The sequence below is a fragment of the Streptomyces sp. NPDC050546 genome, from assembly GCF_044457425.1.
In the GTDB taxonomy this organism is placed as follows: Bacteria; Actinomycetota; Actinomycetes; order Streptomycetales; family Streptomycetaceae; genus Streptomyces.
Genome location: NZ_JBITGX010000022.1, coordinates 127453 through 148182, shown reverse-complemented (window position 1 = coordinate 148182; position 20730 = coordinate 127453). Strand labels below are relative to the sequence as shown.

The window sequence follows — 20730 nt, the reverse complement described above, 5'->3', positions numbered from 1 at the left end:
TCCTCCACGCCTACAACCACCACCGCTGCCACACCGCACTCGCAGGTCAGCCACCCATCAGCCGTGTGAACAACCCCGCGGGTCAATACAGCTAGAGCCTGTAGTAGCTGTCTCCGTTCGGGAGGAGCTCGTGTTTCCGCATTGGATCCCAGGCTCGCCGGAAGACCGTGGCGAGGTAGCGGTGTGCGACGAGCGCTTCGCCGGCTCGGCGTGATGGGTCGAAGGCCTGGGCGTGGCGTTGCTGGGCGAGTTGGGTGGCGGGGATCAGGGCTGATTTCCGGAGGTTACGTTTCTGGTCGTGGACGTAGATGGGAGCAAGCGGCGGGCGTTTGGCGTTCATGTTCGCCCAGTGGCTGATGGGATCGTTGTCGTGGTCTTTGTAGCTGTAGTTGGGGTGTCGTAACCGCTGGGCGATCTCGGCATCGAAGAGGCGGCGGTTCCAGGTCGTTTTCTGTGCTTGCCGTCTCCAGCAAGGCGACGCGAAGAGCGAGGCCAGCGCAACGGCTTCGGGATAGACCACGGCGCAGAGACGTGCGACGGAGAAGGCCGATTCGGCTGTGTCGGGCGGGATGAGGATGCTGGCCCGGCGGACCCAGTCGTGCCGGGCCTCGCCGTTCTTGTTCTCCGGAAGTGACCAGAGCTGGCCGCAGATGAGTATGGCGGTGAGGACGGCGTCGTATGTGACGACCCAACCGTGACGCCGCAGGATGCGTAGGTGTCGGCGTTGTGCCTGGACGATTTCGGGGAGGGCGTCGAGGGGCGTGGTGTGTCCGTCGACGTCGGACGGGCAGAGCCATAACCGGTGTCGGGTGCAGACGTAGCGGTGGTGCGGCAAGATCCTGATGACTTCGCCACCGGGGTGTTTGGCGTCACAGTGGCGGCAGCCGCGTTGTGGCTGGTGGCGGAACATGGCCCAGTCGGGCTGCGGGGTGCGCAGTTCGGGTAGGGCTCCGGCGAGGGCGTGGACGGTCCGGCCGGTGACGGCGGCGAGGCGTTCGGGAATGACGACGCGGCGCATGCCTCCGGAGGCTTCACGTTCGGTGACGTACCGCCAGAGGGCATTGACACTGAGGCCGTGTAGCCGGGCCAGCCGGCCAATGTAGGAGGCGGCGATCTCGTGCTGTGCGGGCGGGACGGGGTCGGGCAAGCGGGGGAGGAGCATCAGGCGACGCGCCTCCGGCATGAGCGGGGTTTCTCCGGGGCTGTGAGGGCCTTGGAGCGTTCGGTGGCGTAGTCCACCGGGACCATCTCCAGAAGGTCCTCTGTGATGCGTTCGCTGCCGTACCCGATGGTGAGCACCGCAGCGCCGCGGATGAGCTGCGACAGGCTGCCGATCATGCCGCCGGAACGGTGGTAGAGGTATTCACCCAGGCCCGTCGGCGTTGCGGGCTGGTGGTGGTGCAGCCGCAGTATGGACTCCAGGGTGCCGGCGAGGGAGTGCCAGGCGTCCCGGTCCGCTCCGGGCGCGTGGGGGAACGGGGTGGCGGGGATGACGGTGAACCGTCCGGCGATCTGGCGGCCCCGAGTGCCGGCGAAAAGGCCCTGGTCGTCGACGTCGATGCCCGCGTAGGCGAAGGTGGCGGGCAGTCGTTCAGCGAAGTACTTCAGCTGGTCGGAGGCTTCGGCGCCGGTGCGTGTGGCGAGGTTCAGGTTGTGCATTTTGTCGATCAGGACGAGGACGTGCGCGGCGGTGGCGCAGACGGCGTTGACGACGTAGGTGAAGCTGAAGCGGGCGGGGAAGTCCAGGCCGAAGAAGCGGGCGAACTCCATGGCGAGCGTCTTCGGGGTGGTGGTCGGCGGGACGGTGACATAGATGACCGGGAGCCGGGAGCGGTCGCGTGGGTGGCGTTTGCGGACGGCGATCTCGTGGGCCCGTCCGAGCTGGGAGAGGGCGGTGGTCTTCCCGGTGCCAGAGGCGCCGCTGATGTTGATGCCCCGGCGGGCGGAGATCTGCTGGCGGTTGAGCTGGACCAGCAGTCGTGAGGTGGTGATGACCTTCTGGATGGTCGGGGTGTTCACCAGTGGCAGGACGGCATGGTAGTTCCGGCGGAGTTCGTCGTCGCGCAGTTTCCCCTTTGGCGACAGGGCCGCCCGCTGCACTGCGGTTAGCAGTGTGGGCGGGGAAGACTCATGCTCGACGAAGCGGCGCCATCCCTCCTTCATGGTCAGCGGGCTGTCCGGCGGCAGCTCCTGTTCCGTGGCCTGCTGCGGGACGAAGGAGGTGCGGGAGGGCCTGGTCATAGCCACCTTTCGGCCTCTGCATGGGCGTCGAAGACACCAAACGGAATCACCTCGGCCGGGTTCGGTGCGGTGGTCGGGCGGTGCTGGTTCGGGGGTCGTTCTCGGTGCGGGTGGCCGATGGGAGGCGGCGCCGGCTCTCTGATCATTTCGGGGCGTCTCACCCGACGATGTCAGAGAGGGGCTCGTGCTCGCTCCAGAAGTGCACGGTCCTGTGGGTCGTACTCGGGCCGCGGTGGCGTCCCCGGGCGGCGCCGGGCGGCAGCCCGGTAGCGACTTCCACGATGTGGCGAGAGGGTTCCGCTGGCGAGCGGAACTCCGCGACTGCACCGCTCAGGTCGGCATCGGTCCAACTTTGCTGTCACAGACCGTGTCGTGACCCATCTTCGATGACGCGAAGAGTCATCACTCCAAGTTCGGTGGCAAGCGGCCCATCTTCCCTGTCACAGGTCACGACCGGCAGGGCAGCAGGGCCTTGCCATGCGAACAATACCGATATATCGTTGAAGCATCGCGACAGATCAACGATGGAATGGAGAGTGGTTGCGATGCGTACCCACGGTTACGAGCACGGGCATGGCCACGGCGGACCGCGTCACGGCCGGGGCGGCTTCGAGGGGCTGCGTGCGGCCTTCGGCCCGTTCGGGCCCGGCGGTCCTGGTGGTCCCGGCTGGGGAGGGCCCGGTGGTCCGGGTTTCGGTCCCGGCCCCTGGGGCGGACGAGGGCGCGGCGGGCCGAGGGGAAGGGCGCGGCGCGGTGACGTGCGGGCCTCGATCCTCGCCCTGCTGAAGGACCGGCCCATGCACGGCTACGAGATGATCCAGGAGATCGCCGAGCGCAGCGGCGGGGCGTGGAAGCCCAGCCCCGGTTCGGTGTACCCCACCCTTCAGCTGCTGGAGGACGAGGGACTGATCATCAGCGAGTCCGAGGGCGGCAAGAAGCTGTTCTCGCTCACCGAGGCGGGCCGCACGGCGGCCGAGGAGGGGCCCGAGGCTCCCTGGGAGGAGGCCTCCCGCGGGGTCGACTGGGAGGCCCTCGGCGAGATCCGCCAGGCCGGCTTCGGGCTGATGGAGGCCTTCGGTCAGGTCTGGAAGACCGGCAACAAGGAGCAGAAGGAGAAGGCGCTCGGCGTCATCAACGAAGCCCGCAAGAAGCTCTACCTGATCCTCGCCGACGAGGACTGAGGGCCGGCCCTTCGCGGCACAGGCGCCCCCTGGAGCGGTCCGGGGGGCGCTTCCTCGTGCCGGGGTGTCAGGTCACCAGCCCGTCCAGCTTGCGCAGCGACTCGTTCAGGGCCGCCGTCGCCGAGTCCCTGAGCTTGCCCGCCATCAACGACACGGCCGCACCCGTGAACTCGCCGTCGATGCGGACCGTCGTCGCGCCGCCGTCGGGCGTGAGGGTGTAGCGCGTCGCGACGGTCACGCCCATCGGGCCCTGGCCGCGGATGGCGAGGGTCCTGGCCGGTTCGAGTTCCTCGACGGTCCACTCCACCTCGGCCGGGAAGTTCATCAGCCGCATGTTCTCCTGGAAGGTCGCGCCCACTTCCAGGCTCTTGGGGCCGCCCGACGGGAAGCTGGTGTGGGTCGCGTTCCACTCGCCGTACGCGGACCAGTCCGTGAGCCTGGCCCACACCTTCTCGGCCGGTGCCCCGATGTGTGCCTCCGCGCTGACTTCGGCCATGCGACCACCTCTTCGTGTCGGGTGTCGCGGAACGTAGCCGTGGGGGCCGCAATGTTCAATACTGACGAACAGTCAGGCGTGGTGGGTCCGCGGGCAATAAAGCCTGATCTCCTCCGTAAGGAGGAGATTCCGGCCGCCGGGGTCCACTTCCTGTGGGACGCGAAAATGCTCCCCGTCGCGGATGACCCGGGCTCGCGGGGCTGATGGGGTAGGGGATGTGCAACCCCGTATCCCCCGGCAGTCGGCCCCTGAGCACGGCATCCACCGCGCAGAGAACGATGTCAGGCTCAGTGACGAGCTGGCCTCGGTGATCGGTGGTGCCCGTCGCCGGGCGGTCAGGGACGGCGACCGGCAGATCGACACCGCCCATCTGCTGCACTCGCTGCTGGAGTCCGACCCCGAGGCGCGTGCCGTCGTCGGTGACGGACCGCGCATCGCGCGACTGCTGGGCTATCTCGTCCAGCGCAGCATCGGCTACGGCCTGCGCTGGCAGAGCGGCGTCGAGGACTCCGGCGCCGTCCCCATGGTGACGGAGTGCGCGGGCTTCTCGCCGCTGGCCGCGGCATCGATGGAGTACGCCTGTGAACGCGCCGCACGCCGCGGCGGACCGGCCCTCGGCATCGACCTGCTCGCGGCGATCGTCGCCGACGCGCAGGCGCGCGCGGTCGAGGTGCTCGCACGCGCCGGGATCGACCCGCACGAGGTGCTCACCCGGCTCGACGACTGGTCCGGCAGTTCCGACGGCTGGGCCGGCCGGGCCGGTGAGTGGGCCGGAGGCGGCGGGAGCACGCACTGACCGGTCCTGCCGAGCGTTCGGCCCGTCCAGGCTGTGAGACAGGTGTGATAGAGGGTGACGCTCCTGTCAGGGCCTGTCATCATGTGCCGGTGCGTACCTCTGAGAGCAGTCCGAGCAAGCGCGGCAGGGGCATGGGGCTCGGTCTCGCGCTGCTGTCCGCGGTCGCCTTCGGCGGATCCGGAGTCGCGGCCAAGCCACTGATCGAGGCGGGCCTCGACCCGCTGCACGTGGTGTGGCTGCGCGTGACCGGAGCCGCCCTGGTGATGCTGCCGCTCGCCGTGCGCCATCGCGCGCTGCTGCGCCGCCGCCCCGGACTTCTCGCCGGATTCGGGCTGCTGGCCGTCGCCGGTGTCCAGGCCTTCTACTTCGCCTCGCTGTCCCGTATCCCCGTCGGGGTGGCGCTGCTCATCGAGTACCTGGCGCCCGCGCTCGTGCTCGGCTGGGTGCGGTTCGTGCAGCGGCGGCCGGTGACACCTGCCGCCGCGGTCGGGGTCGTCCTCGCGGTCGGAGGACTCGCATGCGTCGTCGAGGTCTGGTCGGGCCTCGGCTTCGACGCCCTGGGGCTGCTGCTCGCGCTCGGCGCGGCCTGCTGTCAGGTCGGCTACTTCGTTCTCTCCGACCAGGGCAGCGACGCCGGCGACGAGGCGCCCGACCCGCTGGGCGTCATCGCCTACGGCCTGCTCGTCGGCGCGGCCGTGCTGACCGTCGTCGCCCGGCCCTGGACCATGGACCGGTCCGTGCTCACGGGCACCGCGTACATGGACGGCACACCTGTCGCCGCCGTCGTCCTGCTGGCCTGGATCGTCCTGGTCGCCACGGTCGTCGCGTACGTCACCGGCGTCGTCTCCGTGCGCCGGCTCTCCCCGCAGGTCGCCGGCGTCGTGGCCTGTCTCGAAGCGGTCATCGCGACCGTCCTGGCCTGGGTCCTGCTCGGCGAGCATCTGTCGGCGCCGCAGATCGCCGGTGGTGTCATCGTGCTGCTGGGCGCGTTCATCGCGCAGTCCTCGACGCCCGCGAAGGGCTCCGAACGGCCGGTGGCCGGTGGCGGCCCGGAAAGGGAGTTGTCCACGCCCGGAACGGCCGCATAGGGTGCCGATCATGCCTTCGACGCTCGTTCTCCCGCCTCCGGCCGCCTGAGGCGGGCCCTCCGGAAACCGTGCTCGGCGTACAGCCGCCGGGCCGGACGGTGCTGCCCGCAGACGAAGTCCGCGGACCCCCGCTGATCCGGGGTCCTTCCCGAACTTCCGCGCACCCGCCGCCGCTCGTTCCGCGCGGGGCGTCGTGCGCGTCTGCGGAGAGAACACGTGTCGAACACTGCCTCCGGCCTGCCCACCGGGCGAGGCCTCCTCTATCTGATCGTCGCCGGTGTCGCCTGGGGCACCGCGGGCGCGGCCGCCTCCCTGGTCTACCGGGCCAGTGACATGGGGCCCGTCGCCCTCTCCTTCTGGCGCTGCGCCGCCGGTCTCGTGCTGCTGCTCGCCGTCCGCCTGGTGCGGCAGCGCCCCCGGCCGGCCGTACGCGAGCCGCTCGGCCGCCGGGCGCTGCGGGCCGGGGTCACCGGGCTCGGACTCGCGGTCTTCCAGACGGCCTACTTCGCGGCCGTCTCGGCCACCGGTCTCGCCGTCGCCACCGTCGTCACCCTGGGCGCCGGACCCGTGCTCATCGCGCTCGGCGCCCGGCTGGCCCTGGCCGAACGCCTGGGCCGGGGCGGAACCGTCGCCGTCGCGGGTGCCCTGGCGGGACTCGCGGTCCTCGTCCTCGGCGGCGGGGACGCGGCCGTACGCCCGTGGGGCGTGCTGCTCGCGCTGCTGTCCGCGGCCGGGTACAGCGCGATGACGCTGCTCACCCGTCGGTGGGGACGCGACGGCGAGGCCGACGCGTCCCGCACGACCGTCGGGGCCTTCGCCGTCACCAGCCTGTGTCTGCTGCCGTTCGCCTGGGCGGAAGGGCTGCTGCCGCACACGGAGGAGCCGGGGCGGCTGCTGGTGCTGCTGGTGTACGTCGCCGCCGTTCCCACGGCACTCGCGTACGGGCTCTACTTCGCCGGGGCGGCCGTGGTGCGGTCGGCCACCGTCTCGGTGATCATGCTGCTCGAGCCGGTGAGTGCGGCGGGGCTTGCCGTAGTGCTGCTCGGGGAGCGGCTTACGGTGGCGACAGTGGCTGGAACCCTCCTGCTGTTGGGCTCCGTGGCGGGGCTCGCGGTGGGGGAGGCGCGGGCGCCCAAGGAGCGGGCGGTGCTTGTGTGACGGCGGCCGCGGGTCGTGCGGGGTTGATCGCGCAGTTCCCCGCGCCCCTAAGGCAGGTACTCGGGCAGCTCTGTGCCCGGCGCCAGGCCCGGGTCGGGGATCGGTGTGCCGTAGGTCTTCGCGACCGGGACCACTCCGGCCCAGTGCGGGAGGTCGAGGTCCTCCGGTTCGTCGTTCACTCCGCCCGTGCGGAGCTTGGCGGAGACCTCGGCCAGGTCCAGGCGGAGCACGGCGGTGGCGGCCAGTTCCTTCTTGTTGGCCGGGCGGGAGTCGGCGGCGCGGCCCGGCACGACGTGGTCGACCAGCGCGTCCAGGGCCTGCCGCTTCTCCCCGGGGTCCGTCACGTCGTGGGCGACGCCGTGCACCACCACGGAGCGGTAGTTGATCGAGTGGTGGAAGGCCGAGCGGGCCAGGACCAGCCCGTCGACGTGTGTGACGGTCAGGCAGACCGGGAGTCCCGGGTCTGCCTGACCGGCCGCCCGCAGCGGGCGCGAGCCCGTCGAGCCGTGCACGTAGAGGCGCCCGCCGACCCGGGCGAACAGCGTGGGCAGCACGACCGGCGCGCCGTCGCGGACGAACCCGAGGTGGCAGACGTAGGCCTCGTCGAGTATCGAGTGCACCAGTTCCCTGTCGTACGAGGCCCGGTCCGGGGAGCGCGTGGGGACGGTGCGGGCGGTCGGGGTGTAGGCGGTGGCGGGCTGCGACGGCGTCTGCGCGGTCCCCTGCATTGGCATTCTCCATTGCACTAGTGCATAATCGGCTTTGTGCTAGGAGAGTATCCGATCAGTGGGCGCCGCGCAGCGGACATTTCCGCGAGCGTCGAGCGGGCGGTGGGGGCCGGTGAGCTGCGGCCGGGTCAACTGCTGCCGCCCATGCGGGAGTTGGCCGATCGATTGGGGGTGAATCCCAATACGGTCGCGGCCGCGTACCGGACCCTGCGTGAGCGCGGGGTCATCGAGACCGCGGGGCGGCGCGGCAGCCGGGTGCGGCCGGCGCCGGCCACGACCGGGCGGGACCAGATCAGGGTGGACGTCCCCGAAGGCGTGCGTGATGTGGCGGCCGGCAATCCGGACCCGGCATTGCTCCCGCCGCTCGCGACCGCCTTCGCGGCGGCGGCCGCCGAGGCCGACCGTGTGCCCGTGCTCTACGGGGAGATTCCCGTGGAGCCGGAGCTGGCCCGGATCGCGCGGGCCGGTCTCGACGCCGACGGGGTGCCGGACGGGCCGCTCGCGGTGGTTTCCGGGGCGCTCGACGGCGTGGAACGCGTGCTGGCGGCCCACCTCAAGCCCGGCGACACCGTCGCCGTCGAGGATCCCGGCTGGGGCCGCACCCTCGACCTCGTGCCGGCGCTCGGGCTCAGGACCGTCCCCGTCGGCGTCGACGACGACGGGCCGTACGCCGAGGACGTGCGCCGGGTGCTGGAGGCCGGGGCCCGGGCCCTGATCGTCACGGACCGGGCGCAGAACCCGACCGGCGCCGCGGTGAGCGCCACGCGCGCGCGTGCCCTGCGGTCCGTGCTCAGGGAACACCCGGAGACCCTGCTGATCGAGGACGACCACGGCCATGGCATCGTCGACCTCCCCCTCCACCCCTTGGCCGGCGGCACCCGGCACTGGGCCTTCGTGCGCTCGGCCGCCAAGGCCTACGGCCCCGACCTGCGCCTCGCCCTGCTCACCGGGGACGCGGTCACGGTCGACCGGGTCCGTGGCAGACAGCGCCTCGGGCCGGGCTGGGTGAGCCGGCTGACACAGCGGGCCCTGGTGCGGCTGTGGGCCGACGGGGCGGTGGACCCGCGCACGGTGGCGGCGTCGTACGGGCGGCGCCGGGAGGCGCTGATCGAAGCGCTCGGCCGACGTGGTGTCCCGGCACACGGGCGCAGCGGAATGAATGTGTGGGTGCCCGTGCCGGACGAGACCGGAGCCGTCGCCCGGCTGCAGCACGCCGGGTGGGCGGTCGCCCCGGGCGCCCGCTTCCGGATGAGCGCACCGCCCGGCATCCGCGTCACCGTCTCGACGCTCGCCGAGGACGAGAACGGCCGCGCGGGCGAGAGCGAGATCGAGATGCTGGCCGACGCGATCGCCTCGGCCCTCGGCCCGGCTCCGGCGCGCAGCTACGTCTGAGGCCCCGGCCGCGTCCGGGGCTTCGGCCGGACCTGCGTGAGAGCCGCTCCCGTCAGGACGATCACCGCACCGACCGGTGTCGACCAGGTGAGCGACTCGCCGAGGAGCGCGACTCCCGCGGCCGTGGCGATGACCGGGATGAAGTAGGTGACCATCTGGGCCGTCGTCGGGCCGACCTCCGCGACCAGGCCGTACTGGAGGAGCACGGCGAGGCCCGTGCCCAGGGCGCCCAGAGCGGCGATCGCCAGTAGCGGCACGACCGGCACGGCACTGGGCAGGGTGGTGAACATCGGTGTGACGACGGCCAGTTGGGCCGTCGCGAGCAGCAGCTGTGCGCCGGTCATCGACAGGTGCGAGTGGCTCGTCCCGGCCAGGGTGCGGCGGACGTGGATCCAGCCGATCGGGTAGCTGAGGGAGGCCAGCAGCGCCAGCACCGTGCCGGTGGCGTCCAGGCCGTGGAAGCCCTGCCAGGCACCCAGCACCGTGAGCACCCCCAGGAAGCCGAGCCCGAGTCCCGCGACCCGCACCCTGGTCGGGCGGTCCTCCGAGAGGGCGACCAGGGACAGGGCCATGCCCCACAGGGGCGAGGTCGCGTTGCAGATGCCCGCCAGGGTGGACGGGACGGTCAGCTCGGCATACGCGAACAGCGAGAACGGCAGGGCGTTGAGCAGGAACGCGGCGACCGCCAGATGCCCCCAGGTGCGCGCCCCGCGCGGCAGCCGCTCACGGCGCACCGCCATCGCGGCGGCCAGCACCGCCGTACCGAACACCAGCCGCCCCAGCGTGACCTGGAACGGCGCGTACCCCTGGGTGCCGACCTTGATGAGCAGGAAGCTGAAGCCCCAGATCAACGACAGCGCGGCGAAGCGGAGACGCCAGTCGACACGGCGCCGCGGCCGGTCGGGCGAGGCCTTGGTGCGCCGGCCGGGTGTGGTGGTGACGGAGGTCATGGCAGCCACGATGCTGGAGCGGGACGTCGTAGCACAATCGAGATTTCACACCCGATATTGCGTAGCATTGCTTATATGTTGAACCTGGAGCGCCTGCGCACCCTCGACGCCCTCGCGCGGCACGGCTCGGTCAGCGGCGCGGCCGCGGGCCTGCACATCACGACCTCGGCCGTCTCCCAGCAGATGGCCAAGCTGGAGCGGGAGGTCGGCCGGCAACTCCTCGCCAAGAACGGCCGGGGCGTGCGGCTCACCGACGCGGGCCGGCTGCTCGCCGAGCACGCCGCGCGCATCCTGTCCCAGGTCGAACTCGCCCGGTCCGACCTGGAGGCGCAGCGCGGGGAGGTCGTCGGCGAGCTCAGGCTGTCGGCGTTTCCGACGGCCGCCCGCGGTCTGTTCCCGCGCGCGCTGTCCGCGCTGCGCGAGCGGCACCCCGCGCTCCGGCTGCGCTCCTGCGAGCTGGAACCGGAGCGCGGGATCGCCGGAGTCGTGCGCGGCGACCTCGACCTAGCCGTGGTGCTCGACTGGTACAACAAGCCGATGGCGCTGCCCGACGGCCTGGTCAAGGCGCCGATCCTGGACGACCCCGCCGATGTCGCCATGCCGGTGGACCACCGGCTCGCGGGGCGGGAGGAGGTGGACCTCGCCGAGTTCGCCGAAGACGAGTGGATCACCTGGGGCGAGGGCGAGTTCTGCCACGAGTGGCTGATGTTCACGCTCCGCTCGAAGGGCATCGAGCCGATCGTCGGCCATCGCGCCGCCGAGACCCACACCCAGCTCGGGCTGGTCGCCGCGGGCCTCGGCGTGTGCATCGCCCCGCTGCTCGGCCGCCACCCGGTGCCCGACGGGGTCGTGACCGTCCCGGTCAGGCAGCGGGTCCGGCGCCATGTGTACGTCGTCTGGCGTGCGGACGCCGACCGCCGCCCGTCGATCCGGGCGGCGGTCAAGGCCCTGCGGGCGGCGGGGGAGAGCGTCGCCTGAGTCCGGCGCGTGCCACCGCGCTCCTCAGGCGGGTCCGAGCTTGCGGAAGTCCCAGGAGACGATCTTCTGCGGTGTCAGACGCACCCAGGCGTGCCGGCCGTCGTGCGGCATCTCCTCCAGGCCGAAGTTCTTCCGGGCGAACAGCGTCTCGGGGACGTCGAGTTCGGCGCGCAGCTCGCCGGTGCGCGGTATCTCGCCCACGAACTCCACGGCGCCCGACAGCTCGGCGCCGCGCAGCTCGTCGTACTCCTCCCCGGTGTCCACCACGATCGCCACCCGGGGGTCGCGCCTCAGATCGGTCCACCGCTTGCTGCGTACGACCGAGTACAGCCACATCGAGGCGCCGTCCCAGGCGAACCACAGTGTGCTCACGTGCGGAGCGCCGTCGGCCGAGATCGTGGCGACCCGGCAGGTGCGCTGCGTGGTGAGGAAATCGTCCAGCTCGCCGGGCGTCATCATGATCTTCCGGCCCCTGCGCTGCTGCGTGACGGTCATGCTCCCCCTCTTTCTTCTTCTCACGTCGTGTCAGAGGAGATCCTCTGACATCACGTCAGAAAAGAATGAGTGCTCTTCCGTCCGTTAGCAACGGTGGCTACGCTCGCCCGACCCGCCGCCGGCGCCCAGGGGGAACCGTGCCCTCGTACGAAGAGCTCAGCGAACTCCTCGATCCTCGGACCACCGTGCTGCTCACCGTCGAATGCCAGGAGGGCGTCGTCGGAGCGGACAGCGCACTGCCCGAACTCGCCGCCGCGGCCCGCTCCGGCGGCGTGCTCGCCAATGTCGCCCGTCTGGTGGCCGCCGCCCACGAAGGCGGCGTCCAGGTCGTCCACGCCGTCGCCGAGCGCCGTCCTGACGGTCGCGGCGCCAACCGCAACGCCCGCCTCTTCCGGGCCGCCGCACGCCTGCCCGTCCAGCAGTTGTCCGGCACACCGGCGGTGCGGGTCGCCGCCCCGATCGAGGTCGCCGAGGAGGACCTCGTCGTACGACGCCTGCACGGGCTCTCGCCCCTCCAGGGCACCGATGTCGACCCACTGCTGCGCAACCTCGGCTGCCGCACCCTGATCGTCACCGGCGTATCGGCCAACGTGGCCGTCCCGAACGCCGTGTTCGACGCCGTGAACCGCGGCTACACCGCCGTCGTCCCGAAGGACGCCATCGCGGGAGTGCCGTCCGACTACACCCCCGCGATGATCCGCCACACCCTCGCGTTGGTCGCCACGGTCGCGACCACGGACGAGGTGCTGACGTCTCTGGAGCGTGCGCGTGAGGTCAGGCGAGCGTGATGGAGTCGCCGCTCACGGTCACCTGCTTCGCCTCCAGCGGCTTGACGGCGGGTCCCTTCTTCACACTGCCGTCGAGGACGGAGAACTGGCTGCCGTGGCAGGTGCAGGAGATGATGTCGTCCTTGAGATCCACCATCGGACAGTTCTGGTGCGTGCAGATCGTCGAGAAGGCCTTGTAGTCGCCCGCGGCCGGCTGGGAGACCACGACCTTCTCGTCCTTGAAGATCTTGCCGCTTCCCTCGGGGATGTCGGCGGTCTTCGCGAGTGCCGCGCCACCGGCCCCCGCCTCGGGGGACGAGCCGCCGCCCTCGTTCGTCGCGCCGCCACCGCCGGCGCCCTGTTCGGTGGACGAGTCGGACGCCTTGTCGTCCGACCCGCACGCCGTCAGCGCGACGGTGAGCCCCGCCGCGCCAGCTGCCGCCACAACAGCACGACGGCTCGGTCCGGACATCGGCTGAACTGATTCGCTGGTCATGCTGACGTTCCTTCCGGGGATTCGTGATCTGCGGAGAGGTACGGCCCTTGAGGACCGGCTGTTCAGACAATGTCGAGATCCTGACTCGTTCGCGGAAGGACGTGGGTAAAGCGGAGCTGTCGGTTCGCTGTCGGGTTCCGGCCCGCCGCCGCGAGGCCGTCGCCCGTGCTGCCGTCCACGTCAGTAACCTGGGGCGATGCTCAAGGAAGTGATCGCGACCCGTTTCATCGCGCCGCTGCGCGAGGGCGGTTCGCTGCCGGGACTCGTCGAGGCCGACGACCACGGGATGTACGTCCTGAAGTTCAGCGGCGCCGGGCAGGGCCGCAAGACGCTCGTCGCCGAGCTGGTCTGCGGGGAGCTCGCCCGCCGGCTGGGGCTGCGGGTGCCGCGCCTGGTCACGGTCGAGCTCGATCCGGAGCTGGGGCTGGGCGAGCCCGACCAGGAGGTGCAGAACCTGCTCAGGTCCAGCGGCGGCACCAACCTCGGCATGGACTTCCTCTCCGGCGCGCTCGGGTTCGACCCGCTCGCGTTCCGGGTGAGCCCAGAGGAGGCCGGGCGAATCGTCTGGTTCGACGCGCTGGTCAACAACGTCGACCGGTCCTGGCGCAACCCCAACCTGCTGGTGTGGCGGGGCGAGGTATGGCTCGTCGACCACGGCGCGACCATGATCTGGCACCACAACTGGCCCGGCGCGCAGGCCTCGGCGGCCCGCCCCTACGACGCCTCCGACCACGCCCTCGCGCCCTTCGCGCCCGATGTCGCCGCCGCCGCGGCCGAGTTGGCGCCGCTGGTCACCGAGGATCTGCTCGCCGAGGTCACCGCGCGGATCCCGGGCTCCTGGCTGGCCGACGAGCCCGGCTTCGACACGCCGGACGATCTGAGGCAGGCCTACGCGCGGCCGCTGCTCGCGCGGGCCGCCGTCATCCACGACCGCATCCAGGGGACCGAGTGAGCGACCGGCACATCATCAGGGGCGGGCCGCGGGACCGCCAGATCTACGAGTACGCCGTCCTGCGCGTCGTCCCGCGTGTCGAGCGCGGCGAGTGCATCAACGCGGGAGTCCTCGTCTACTGCCGTGCCGAGTCCTACGTCGGTGCGCGTATCCACCTCGACGAGGCACGGCTGCTGGCCCTCGACCCCCAGGCGGACGTGGCCGGTGTCCGGGCCGCGCTGCGCGCCGTGGAGAACATCTGCGCGGGCGGCCCGGCGGCCGGCCAGGCCGCGGGCGACGACCCCGGCCGCCGCTTCCGCTGGCTCATCGCCCCGCGCTCGACGATCGTCCAGCCCGGGCCCGTGCACACGGGGCTGACCACGGATCCGGCGGCGGAGACGGAGCGTTTGCTGGACTTGCTGGTCAGGTAATGGATCACATGCCCCGCCTGGCCGTTGACACCGCGTGCCAGGGCTTCTAGCGTCACACCCACTGAAGGTACTAAGCGGTCGCTCACCTGAGGAGAAGCAGCCATGTCCACCACTGAGCAGCGGGTCGCCGTAGTCACCGGTGCCGCGCGCGGTATCGGCGCCGCCACCGCCGTACGACTGGCCGCCGAGGGCCGCGCGGTCGCCGTGATCGACCTCGACGAGGCCGCCTGCAAGGACACTGTCGAGAAGATCACCGCGGCGGGCGGCAAGGCCATCGCGGTCGGCGCCGACGTCTCCGACGAGGCCCAGGTCAAGGCCGCGATCGCCCGTGTCGCCGCGGAGCTCGGCGCGCCGACGATCCTGGTCAACAACGCGGGCGTGCTGCGCGACAACCTGCTGTTCAAGATGAGCGTCTCCGACTGGGACACCGTCATGAACGTGCACCTGCGCGGCGCCTTCCTGATGTCCAAGGCCTGTCAGAAGCACATGGTGGACGCGGGCTTCGGCAGGATCGTCAACCTGTCCTCGTCCTCCGCGCTCGGCAACCGCGGCCAGGTGAACTACTCCGCGGCCAAGGCGGGTCTGCAGGGCTTCACCAAGACCCTCGCCAAGGAGCTCGGCAAGTTCGGCGTGACCGCCAACGCCGTCGCCCCCGGCTTCATCGCCACCGAGATGACCAAGGCCACCGCCGACCGCGTCGGCATGGGCTTCGAGGACTTCAAGGCCGCCGCCGCCACCCAGATCCCGGTCGCCCGGGTCGGTGAGCCGGACGACATCGCCAACGCCATCGCCTTCTTCACGGGCGAGGCGGCCGGATTTGTCTCCGGCCAGGTGCTGTACGTGGCCGGCGGACCGCTCGACTAGAGGACGGCAGACATGACTTCCGTGGAACTCTCCGGCAAGGTCGGCCTCGTCACGGGCGGCAGCCGTGGCATCGGCTACGGCGTCGCCGAAGCGCTCGTCGCGCGCGGCGACCGCGTGTGCCTCACCGGCCGCAACGAGGACTCCCTCAAGGAGGCCGTCGAACAGCTCGGCGCCGACCGCGCGATCTACGTCGCGGGCAAGGCGCACGACGAGGCCCACCAGGCCGCCACCGTCGAGCGCACGATGGAGGCCTTCGGCCGCGTCGACTTCCTGGTCAACAACGCCGGCACCAACCCGGTGTTCGGGCCGATCGCGGACCTCGACCTGGACGTCGCGCGCAAGGTCTTCGAGACCAACGTGGTCTCCGCGCTCGGCTTCGCCCAGAAGACCTGGCACGCCTGGCAGAAGGACAACGGCGGCGCCATCGTCAACATCGCCTCGGTCGCCGGCCTCTCGCCCTCGCCGTTCATCGGCGCCTACGGCATCAGCAAGGCGGCGATGATCAACCTGACGGTGCAGCTCGCGCACGAGTACGCGCCCAAGGTGCGGGTCAACGCGATCGCCCCGGCCGTCGTGAAGACCAAGTTCGCGAAGGCCCTGTACGAGGGCCGGGAGGAGGAGGCCGCCGCGGCCTACCCGCTCGGCAGGCTCGGCGTGCCCTCCGACATCGGCGGCGCGGCCGCGTTCCTCACCTCCGACCAGTCCGACTGGGTCACCGGCCAGACGCTCGTCGTGGACGGCGGAATCTTCCTCAACGCCGGCACGGGCTGACGCAAGCGCGTACGCGACTCGGCACGGGCGCTCCTGGACATCCAGGGGCGCCCGTCCGACGTAAAGCCCTCGCAAAGGGCGATGACAACGTCGTCAAAGGTTTATCGATCAAGGAGTCATGCACCGGGGAGGGGCAGCGGGCCGGGCACTGCGGTATGGTCTGCCGACCCTTGGTATGGCAGATCGAGGAGCGTGCGCGTGTTCAACCGGAACCGACGCCTGCGGCAGGCGGCGGCCATCGCGTCCATATCGTCCCTTCTCACCGGGTGTGGCGTGTTGTCGTCCGACACCCCGGAGGACGAGGGGCCGATCGTCGTGGGCACCACCAGTTCGCCCAGCACCCTCGATCCCGCGGCCTCGTGGGACAGCTCCTGGGAGCTGTTCCGCAACATCTACCAGACGCTGCTGAGCTACCCGACGGGCGCGAGCGAGCCCCAGCCGGACGCCGCCGAGCAGTGCGGCTTCAGCGACTCCTCGAACCAGGTGTACCGCTGCGAGCTGCGCGAGGGCCTGAAGTTCTCCAACGGCGACGCGCTCGACGCCCAGGCGGTCAAGTACTCCTTCGACCGGATCCGCAAGATCAACGTCAACGGCGGCCCCGCTGGTCTGCTGGGCAGCCTCGAGCGGGTCCAGGCGCCGAACGCGCGTGAGGTGATCTTCCACCTCAACAAGCCCGACGCCACCTTCCCCTTCGTGCTCGCCACCCCCGCGATGTCGATCGTCTCCCCCCAGGCCTACCCGGAGAACTCCCTGCGCAAGGACGGCGACGCCGTCGGCTCCGGGCCCTACACGCTCGACTCGTACGAGGAGGGCAAGGAAGCCGCCCTCGTCCGCAACGACGGCTACAAGGGCTACGCGGAGCGCCGGAACGACGCGGTGACCATCCGCTACTTCCAGGACTCCGGCGCCATGGTCAAGGCCCTGCGCGACGAGCAGATCGACGTGACCTACCGCGGTCTCGCCGCCGGCGACGTCGTCGACCTCCAGAGCAAGACCTCCAACGAGGAGGAGATCCAGCTCGTCGAGGGCTCGGGCACGGACATCAACTACCTGGTGTTCAACCCGAAGGACTCCTGGGCCAAGCGCAAGCCCGTGCGCCAGGCCATCGCGCAGGTCATCGACCGGGCGGCGATCACCCACAAGGTCTACAAGGACACCGTCGACCCGCTGTACTCCATGGTCCCCAAGGGCCTCACGGGCCACACCACGGGCTTCTTCGACGACTACGGCGACCCCGACGTCGACAAGGCCCGCGAGATCCTCAACGGCGCCGGCATCAACCAGCGGGTCCCGCTCACCTTCTGGTACACGAGCGACCGCTACGGCTCCGAGACCGCCGAGGAGTTCAAGGAGCTCAAGCGCCAGCTCGAGGACTCCGGACTCTTCACGATCAGCCTGAAGAGCCGACCCTGGAAGACCTACGTGGAGGGCTACCAGAAGGGCGAGTACCCGGTGTTCGGGCGCGGCTGGTTCCCCGACTTCCCGGACGCCGAGAACTTCATCGCGCCGTTCGTCGGCGAGCAGAACGCCCTCGGTACGCCCTACCCGGCCCCCGAGATCACCGGCGACCTGCTGCCCCGGTCGCGCCGGGAGAGCGATCGCGCGAACGTGGAGAAGGAGTTCGAGGAGGCCCAGCGGATCCTGGTGGACGACGCGCGACTGCTGCCGCTGTGGCAGGGCAGGCAGTACGTGGCCGCCAGCCGGGACGTCTCGGGCGCGGAGCGCGCCCTGGACCCGTCGACGATCATGATGCTGTGGGAGCTGCACCGCAAGACCGCCTGGTAGGCGGGTCGGCACCGGGCTTTCCCGGGCACGTTGTCAGTGGTCGCCTGTAGGTTCTGAGGCCTGGAAGTGACCGCACATCGTGAGGACGTTGACGTGACCGACACCGCCATGCTGCCCGAGTCCTGGCGCGGGGTTCTGGGCGACGAGCTGCAGCAGCCCTACTTCAAGGAGCTGACGGAGTTCGTCGAGGAGGAGCGGGCGAAGGGTCCCGTGTATCCGCCGCGCGAGGAGGTCTTCGCCGCGCTGGACGCCACGCCGTACGAGAAGGTGAAGGTCCTGATCCTCGGTCAGGACCCGTACCACGGCGAGGGCCAGGGGCACGGGCTGTGCTTCTCGGTCCGGCCCGGTGTGCGGACCCCGCCCTCCCTGCGGAACATCTACAAGGAGATGCACCAGGAGCTGGGCGCGCCGATCCCGGACAACGGCTATCTGATGCCGTGGGCCGAGCAGGGCGTCCTGCTGCTCAACGCGGTGCTCACGGTCCGGGGCGGCGAGGCCAACTCGCACAAGGGCAAGGGCTGGGAGAGGTTCACCGACGCCGTGATCCGAGCGGTCGCCGGGCGCCCCGACCCGGCGGTGTTCGTGCTCTGGGGGAACTACGCGCAGAAGAAGCTCCCGCTGATCGACGAGTCGCGGCATGTGGTGGTCAAGGGCGCTCACCCGTCGCCGCTGTCGGCGAAGAAGTTCTTCGGCTCGCGTCCGTTCACGCAGATCGACGCGGCGGTGGCGGCGCAGGGGCACGAGCCGATCGACTGGACGATTCCGAACCTGGGCTGAGGACGCGCGGCGCACGGCGGGGTCTTCCTCGGGGAAGGCCCCGTGCGTACGGACCGGCCTGAGCCGGATCGCCTCCCTCTCCGGTTAGCGTCGGAAGATCAGCCGGCGAGTGCGCGGAGGGCGTGGCGATGGAGCGACAGGAGCAGACGGCGCCGGACACCGTGCTGACGCGGATCGGGCAGGTCGTCATGCTGCACCACGCGGGGGACCGGGAGGAGGCCCGGCACCGGTTCCTGGACCTGTGGGCGGAGATCGGGGAGCACGGCGACCCCCTGCACCGCTGCACCCTCGCGCACTACCTGGCCGACACACAGGACGACCCCGGTGACGAACTGGCCTGGGACCTGCGCGCGTTGACCGCGGCGGAGGAGGTCTCCGAGGACGGGCTCCCCTCGGACGGGGCGGTGCGCGCGTTCTACCCCTCCCTCCACCTGAATCTGGCCGACGACTACCTCAAGCTCGGCCAGTGCGACGCGGCCCGCACGCATCTGCGACGGGCCAGGACAACCGCCGCCGCCCTCGCCGACGACAGATACGGCGAGGGCGTACGGTCCGCGATCGAACGGCTGGAGTCCCGGCTGGGAGAAGGCGGCGGGACGTGGACACCGCCGAGGCAGCGGCCCTGAGGGAGCCGGTCAACGCCGGTAGGTGTCGCGGCAGATCGTCGCCTCGGGGCTGTCCGGCCGCCACCCGCCGTAGCGCTTGCCGAGCGCGCACACGTCCGCGTTCTTCGGGACGTTCTGCTGGACGTCCTGCCGTACCGACTCCGGGACGTCGGGCAGGCCGGCGGGTGGCCGCTGCGGGCCGCGCGGGGCGGGTGCCCGGCGTTCCGGGCGGACGGGGCGGGGGCGGGCCTCCCGGGTGCCGGACGGCGGCCGCCCCTGCTCCGGTGAGGCCGCCGGCGGTGTGGCCGCTCGGGACGCGGACGCGGTCGGCTCCGGGCGGCGGGATCCCTCGATGAGTTCCAGGGCCTCCCGGGCCGGTGCCTGTACGACCTGCTCCTCCGGCCGGGGTACCGGCGGCCGGGACGGTGCCGCCGGAGGTCCGGGGACGGGGGGATCCTGGACCGTCACACAGCCGGAGAGGGCCGAGACCGCCACGGTCACCAGGAGCGTCGCTGTGGTCGTCGTTCGATGCACCCGCGCAACTCTGGTGCGTCCGGCCCCCGGTGGGACAGCGGACAGGCGGAGGATGCCCCGCACGGGTGATGTCCCACCCCGTACGGAGGGCGCCGGTGGGTCGTGGGTGACGTCAGTCGCCGGTCGAGCCGTCGAGGCGCTCGCGGATCAGGTCGGCGTGGCCGTTGTGCCGCGCGTACTCCTCGATCATGTGGGTGTAGAGCCAGCGCAGGTTGAACTGCTCGCCGGTGCGGTGGTGCTTGCCCTCGGAGAGGTCGTCCAGGGCGAAGCGGGCGGCGTTGCGCCGGGCGGTCTCGATCTGGGCCTGCCAGGTGGCATACGCCTCCTGGTAGGTGTCCGCGTCGGTCAGGTGGAACTCGCCGTCCGGGTTCTCGTCGCTGTAGTAGATCGGCGGCGCGTCCTCGTTCGTCAGTACCTTGCGGAACCAGCCCCGCTCCACATCCGCCATGTGCCGCACCAGCCCCATCAGGGACAGTACGGAAGGCTCTACGGAGGCCGTCCTGAGCTGCTCGTCGCTCAGGCCTTCGCACTTCCACGCGAGGGTCTGCCGGTGGTAGTCGAGCCAGCCTTCCAGCATGGCGCGTTCGGCGGCGTCGGTGGCGGGTTCGGTGCGCTCGATGGTCATGCCCGCATCCTTTCCCAACTCGCCGGGAACGCCCAGGGGTTTTCAGCCGCCGAGCATCCCCGTGAGCAGCTCCCGCAGCCCTGCCCGTACCTCCTCCAGGCTCGGCGTCCCGGGGCCGAACGATCCCGCGACGCAGCTGAACATCAGCCCGTCCGCCCAGGCGATCAGCGACAGCGTGTGCCGGGCCGGGTCCGTCGAGCCCATCCCCGTGACCAAGGGGGTGAGCTGGTCACGGAAGCGGGCGCCCGTCGCGTCGAAGTAGGCCCGCAGTTCGGGGCGGCGGGTCGCCTCCAGGGCCAGTTCGTAGCGGGCGAGCGTGAGGACGCGGTTGCCCGTCAGGGCGCGGTGGGTCGCCAGGGCCAGGGCGTTCGCGAGGGAGTCGGCCCCGGACCGCGGGTCCGGCATCTCGTGCAGCGCCAGCACCCGGGCCTCGCGGTCGGCCAGCCGCCGCACCGCCAGTTCCAGCAGGGCCTGCCGGGTCCGCGCGAGGTTCGACGTCGAGCCCTGGGGGAGTCCGGCCGTCTCGTCGACCGCCCGGTGGGTGAGGCCCCGCATCCCGCGCTCGGCGAGCAGGGCGAGGGCGGTGTCGGCGACGAGGTCGGCACGGGAAGGGCCGGGGGTGCGTACGGACATGGGGCTCA

The 20730-nt window shown here is 71.2% G+C and carries 24 protein-coding genes; 14 read left to right on the top strand and 10 right to left on the bottom strand.

Annotated elements, in window-relative coordinates; genetic code table 11:
• Positions 1–91: 91 nt before the first annotated feature.
• Positions 92–1183 (bottom strand): hypothetical protein, encoded by a 1092-nt coding sequence (locus tag ACIBK5_RS38610; protein ID WP_399027329.1) that lies wholly within the window; start codon positions 1181–1183, stop codon positions 92–94.
• The gene (locus tag ACIBK5_RS38605) at positions 1162–2241 is read right to left on the bottom strand and encodes an AAA family ATPase (protein ID WP_399027327.1); all 1080 of its coding nucleotides are present in this window, start codon (positions 2239–2241) and stop codon (positions 1162–1164) included. Before ACIBK5_RS38605 ends, ACIBK5_RS38610 begins: the two co-directional genes overlap by 22 nt.
• 545 nt (positions 2242–2786) lie before the next feature.
• On the opposite strand from ACIBK5_RS38605, the gene ACIBK5_RS38600 reads away from it, so the two are divergent.
• On the top strand, positions 2787–3422 hold the full coding sequence (locus ACIBK5_RS38600) for a PadR family transcriptional regulator (RefSeq protein ID WP_399027325.1): 636 nt from the start codon (positions 2787–2789) through the stop codon (positions 3420–3422).
• A 67-nt stretch (positions 3423–3489) separates the two neighbouring features.
• Here the strand turns inward: ACIBK5_RS38600 and ACIBK5_RS38595 are convergent, their stop codons facing one another.
• Positions 3490–3918 (bottom strand): SRPBCC family protein, encoded by a 429-nt coding sequence (locus tag ACIBK5_RS38595; protein WP_399027323.1) that lies wholly within the window; start codon positions 3916–3918, stop codon positions 3490–3492.
• A gap of 217 nt (positions 3919–4135) precedes the next feature.
• Here ACIBK5_RS38595 and ACIBK5_RS38590 point away from each other — a divergent pair, with 217 nt between their 5' ends.
• The 3 genes from ACIBK5_RS38590 (at position 4136) to ACIBK5_RS38580 (ending at position 6960) form a co-directional block, all read left to right on the top strand.
• Positions 4136–4714: a Clp protease N-terminal domain-containing protein gene (locus ACIBK5_RS38590; RefSeq protein ID WP_399027321.1), complete on the top strand. Its 579-nt coding sequence runs from the start codon at positions 4136–4138 to the stop codon at positions 4712–4714.
• Positions 4715–4797: 83 nt separating this feature from the next.
• Complete coding sequence (locus ACIBK5_RS38585) at positions 4798–5802, top strand: EamA family transporter (protein ID WP_399027319.1); 1005 nt, start codon at positions 4798–4800, stop codon at positions 5800–5802.
• A 216-nt stretch (positions 5803–6018) separates the two neighbouring features.
• The gene (locus tag ACIBK5_RS38580; RefSeq protein WP_399027317.1) at positions 6019–6960 is read left to right on the top strand and encodes a DMT family transporter; all 942 of its coding nucleotides are present in this window, start codon (positions 6019–6021) and stop codon (positions 6958–6960) included.
• Between the two features lie 47 nt (positions 6961–7007).
• Here the strand turns inward: ACIBK5_RS38580 and ACIBK5_RS38575 are convergent, their stop codons facing one another.
• Positions 7008–7688, bottom strand: a complete 681-nt coding sequence (locus ACIBK5_RS38575; RefSeq protein ID WP_399027315.1) for a pyridoxamine 5'-phosphate oxidase family protein — start codon at positions 7686–7688, stop codon at positions 7008–7010.
• 36 nt (positions 7689–7724) lie between these two features.
• On the opposite strand from ACIBK5_RS38575, the gene ACIBK5_RS38570 reads away from it, so the two are divergent.
• Positions 7725–9080 carry an aminotransferase class I/II-fold pyridoxal phosphate-dependent enzyme gene (locus ACIBK5_RS38570; protein WP_399027313.1) on the top strand — a complete coding sequence of 452 codons (1356 nt, stop codon included), beginning with the start codon at positions 7725–7727 and terminating at the stop codon, positions 9078–9080.
• Here ACIBK5_RS38570 and ACIBK5_RS38565 read toward each other — a convergent pair.
• On the bottom strand, positions 9071–10030 hold the full coding sequence (locus ACIBK5_RS38565) for a DMT family transporter (RefSeq protein ID WP_399027311.1): 960 nt from the start codon (positions 10028–10030) through the stop codon (positions 9071–9073). The two genes, ACIBK5_RS38570 and ACIBK5_RS38565, sit on opposite strands and share 10 nt — an antisense overlap.
• Positions 10031–10105: 75 nt before the next feature.
• Between ACIBK5_RS38565 and ACIBK5_RS38560 the strand changes: the two genes are divergently transcribed.
• Complete coding sequence (locus ACIBK5_RS38560; protein WP_399027309.1) at positions 10106–11008, top strand: LysR family transcriptional regulator; 903 nt, start codon at positions 10106–10108, stop codon at positions 11006–11008.
• 24 nt (positions 11009–11032) lie between these two features.
• On the opposite strand, the gene ACIBK5_RS38555 is transcribed toward ACIBK5_RS38560, so the two are convergent.
• The gene (locus tag ACIBK5_RS38555) at positions 11033–11503 is read right to left on the bottom strand and encodes a pyridoxamine 5'-phosphate oxidase family protein (RefSeq protein WP_215122756.1); all 471 of its coding nucleotides are present in this window, start codon (positions 11501–11503) and stop codon (positions 11033–11035) included.
• A gap of 137 nt (positions 11504–11640) precedes the next feature.
• Here ACIBK5_RS38555 and ACIBK5_RS38550 point away from each other — a divergent pair, with 137 nt between their 5' ends.
• Positions 11641–12291, top strand: a complete 651-nt coding sequence (locus ACIBK5_RS38550) for a cysteine hydrolase (RefSeq protein ID WP_399027307.1) — start codon at positions 11641–11643, stop codon at positions 12289–12291.
• Here the strand turns inward: ACIBK5_RS38550 and ACIBK5_RS38545 are convergent.
• Positions 12278–12766, bottom strand: a complete 489-nt coding sequence (locus ACIBK5_RS38545) for a Rieske (2Fe-2S) protein (protein ID WP_399027305.1) — start codon at positions 12764–12766, stop codon at positions 12278–12280. The genes ACIBK5_RS38550 and ACIBK5_RS38545 overlap by 14 nt on opposite strands.
• Before the next feature lie 196 nt (positions 12767–12962).
• On the opposite strand from ACIBK5_RS38545, the gene ACIBK5_RS38540 reads away from it, so the two are divergent.
• From ACIBK5_RS38540 to ACIBK5_RS38510, 7 genes are all read left to right on the top strand, one after another.
• A complete protein-coding gene (locus ACIBK5_RS38540; RefSeq protein ID WP_399027303.1) occupies positions 12963–13718 on the top strand; it encodes a HipA family kinase in 756 nt (251 codons plus the stop codon).
• Positions 13715–14128, top strand: coding sequence for a DUF3037 domain-containing protein (locus ACIBK5_RS38535; protein ID WP_399027301.1), 414 nt, complete (start codon positions 13715–13717; stop codon positions 14126–14128). Before ACIBK5_RS38540 ends, ACIBK5_RS38535 begins: the two co-directional genes overlap by 4 nt.
• A 102-nt stretch (positions 14129–14230) precedes the next feature.
• Positions 14231–14992: a 3-oxoacyl-ACP reductase FabG gene (gene fabG / locus ACIBK5_RS38530; RefSeq protein ID WP_399027299.1), complete on the top strand. Its 762-nt coding sequence runs from the start codon at positions 14231–14233 to the stop codon at positions 14990–14992.
• Between the two features lie 12 nt (positions 14993–15004).
• On the top strand, positions 15005–15763 hold the full coding sequence (locus ACIBK5_RS38525) for an SDR family oxidoreductase (protein WP_399027297.1): 759 nt from the start codon (positions 15005–15007) through the stop codon (positions 15761–15763).
• A 198-nt stretch (positions 15764–15961) separates the two neighbouring features.
• Positions 15962–17548 carry an ABC transporter substrate-binding protein gene (locus tag ACIBK5_RS38520; protein ID WP_399027295.1) on the top strand — a complete coding sequence of 529 codons (1587 nt, stop codon included), beginning with the start codon at positions 15962–15964 and terminating at the stop codon, positions 17546–17548.
• A 93-nt stretch (positions 17549–17641) separates the two neighbouring features.
• Positions 17642–18325, top strand: a complete 684-nt coding sequence (locus tag ACIBK5_RS38515; protein WP_399027293.1) for a uracil-DNA glycosylase — start codon at positions 17642–17644, stop codon at positions 18323–18325.
• 128 nt (positions 18326–18453) lie between these two features.
• Positions 18454–18951 (top strand): hypothetical protein, encoded by a 498-nt coding sequence (locus ACIBK5_RS38510; RefSeq protein WP_399027291.1) that lies wholly within the window; start codon positions 18454–18456, stop codon positions 18949–18951.
• 9 nt (positions 18952–18960) lie between these two features.
• Here ACIBK5_RS38510 and ACIBK5_RS38505 read toward each other — a convergent pair whose 3' ends face one another.
• The 3 genes from ACIBK5_RS38505 to ACIBK5_RS38495 form a co-directional block, all read right to left on the bottom strand.
• Positions 18961–19464, bottom strand: coding sequence for a hypothetical protein (locus tag ACIBK5_RS38505; protein WP_399027289.1), 504 nt, complete (start codon positions 19462–19464; stop codon positions 18961–18963).
• 112 nt (positions 19465–19576) lie between these two features.
• Positions 19577–20089 carry a DinB family protein gene (locus ACIBK5_RS38500; protein ID WP_399027287.1) on the bottom strand — a complete coding sequence of 171 codons (513 nt, stop codon included), beginning with the start codon at positions 20087–20089 and terminating at the stop codon, positions 19577–19579.
• Between the two features lie 42 nt (positions 20090–20131).
• Positions 20132–20722, bottom strand: coding sequence for a TetR/AcrR family transcriptional regulator (locus ACIBK5_RS38495; RefSeq protein WP_399027285.1), 591 nt, complete (start codon positions 20720–20722; stop codon positions 20132–20134).
• Between the last annotated feature and the right edge of the window lie 8 nt (positions 20723–20730).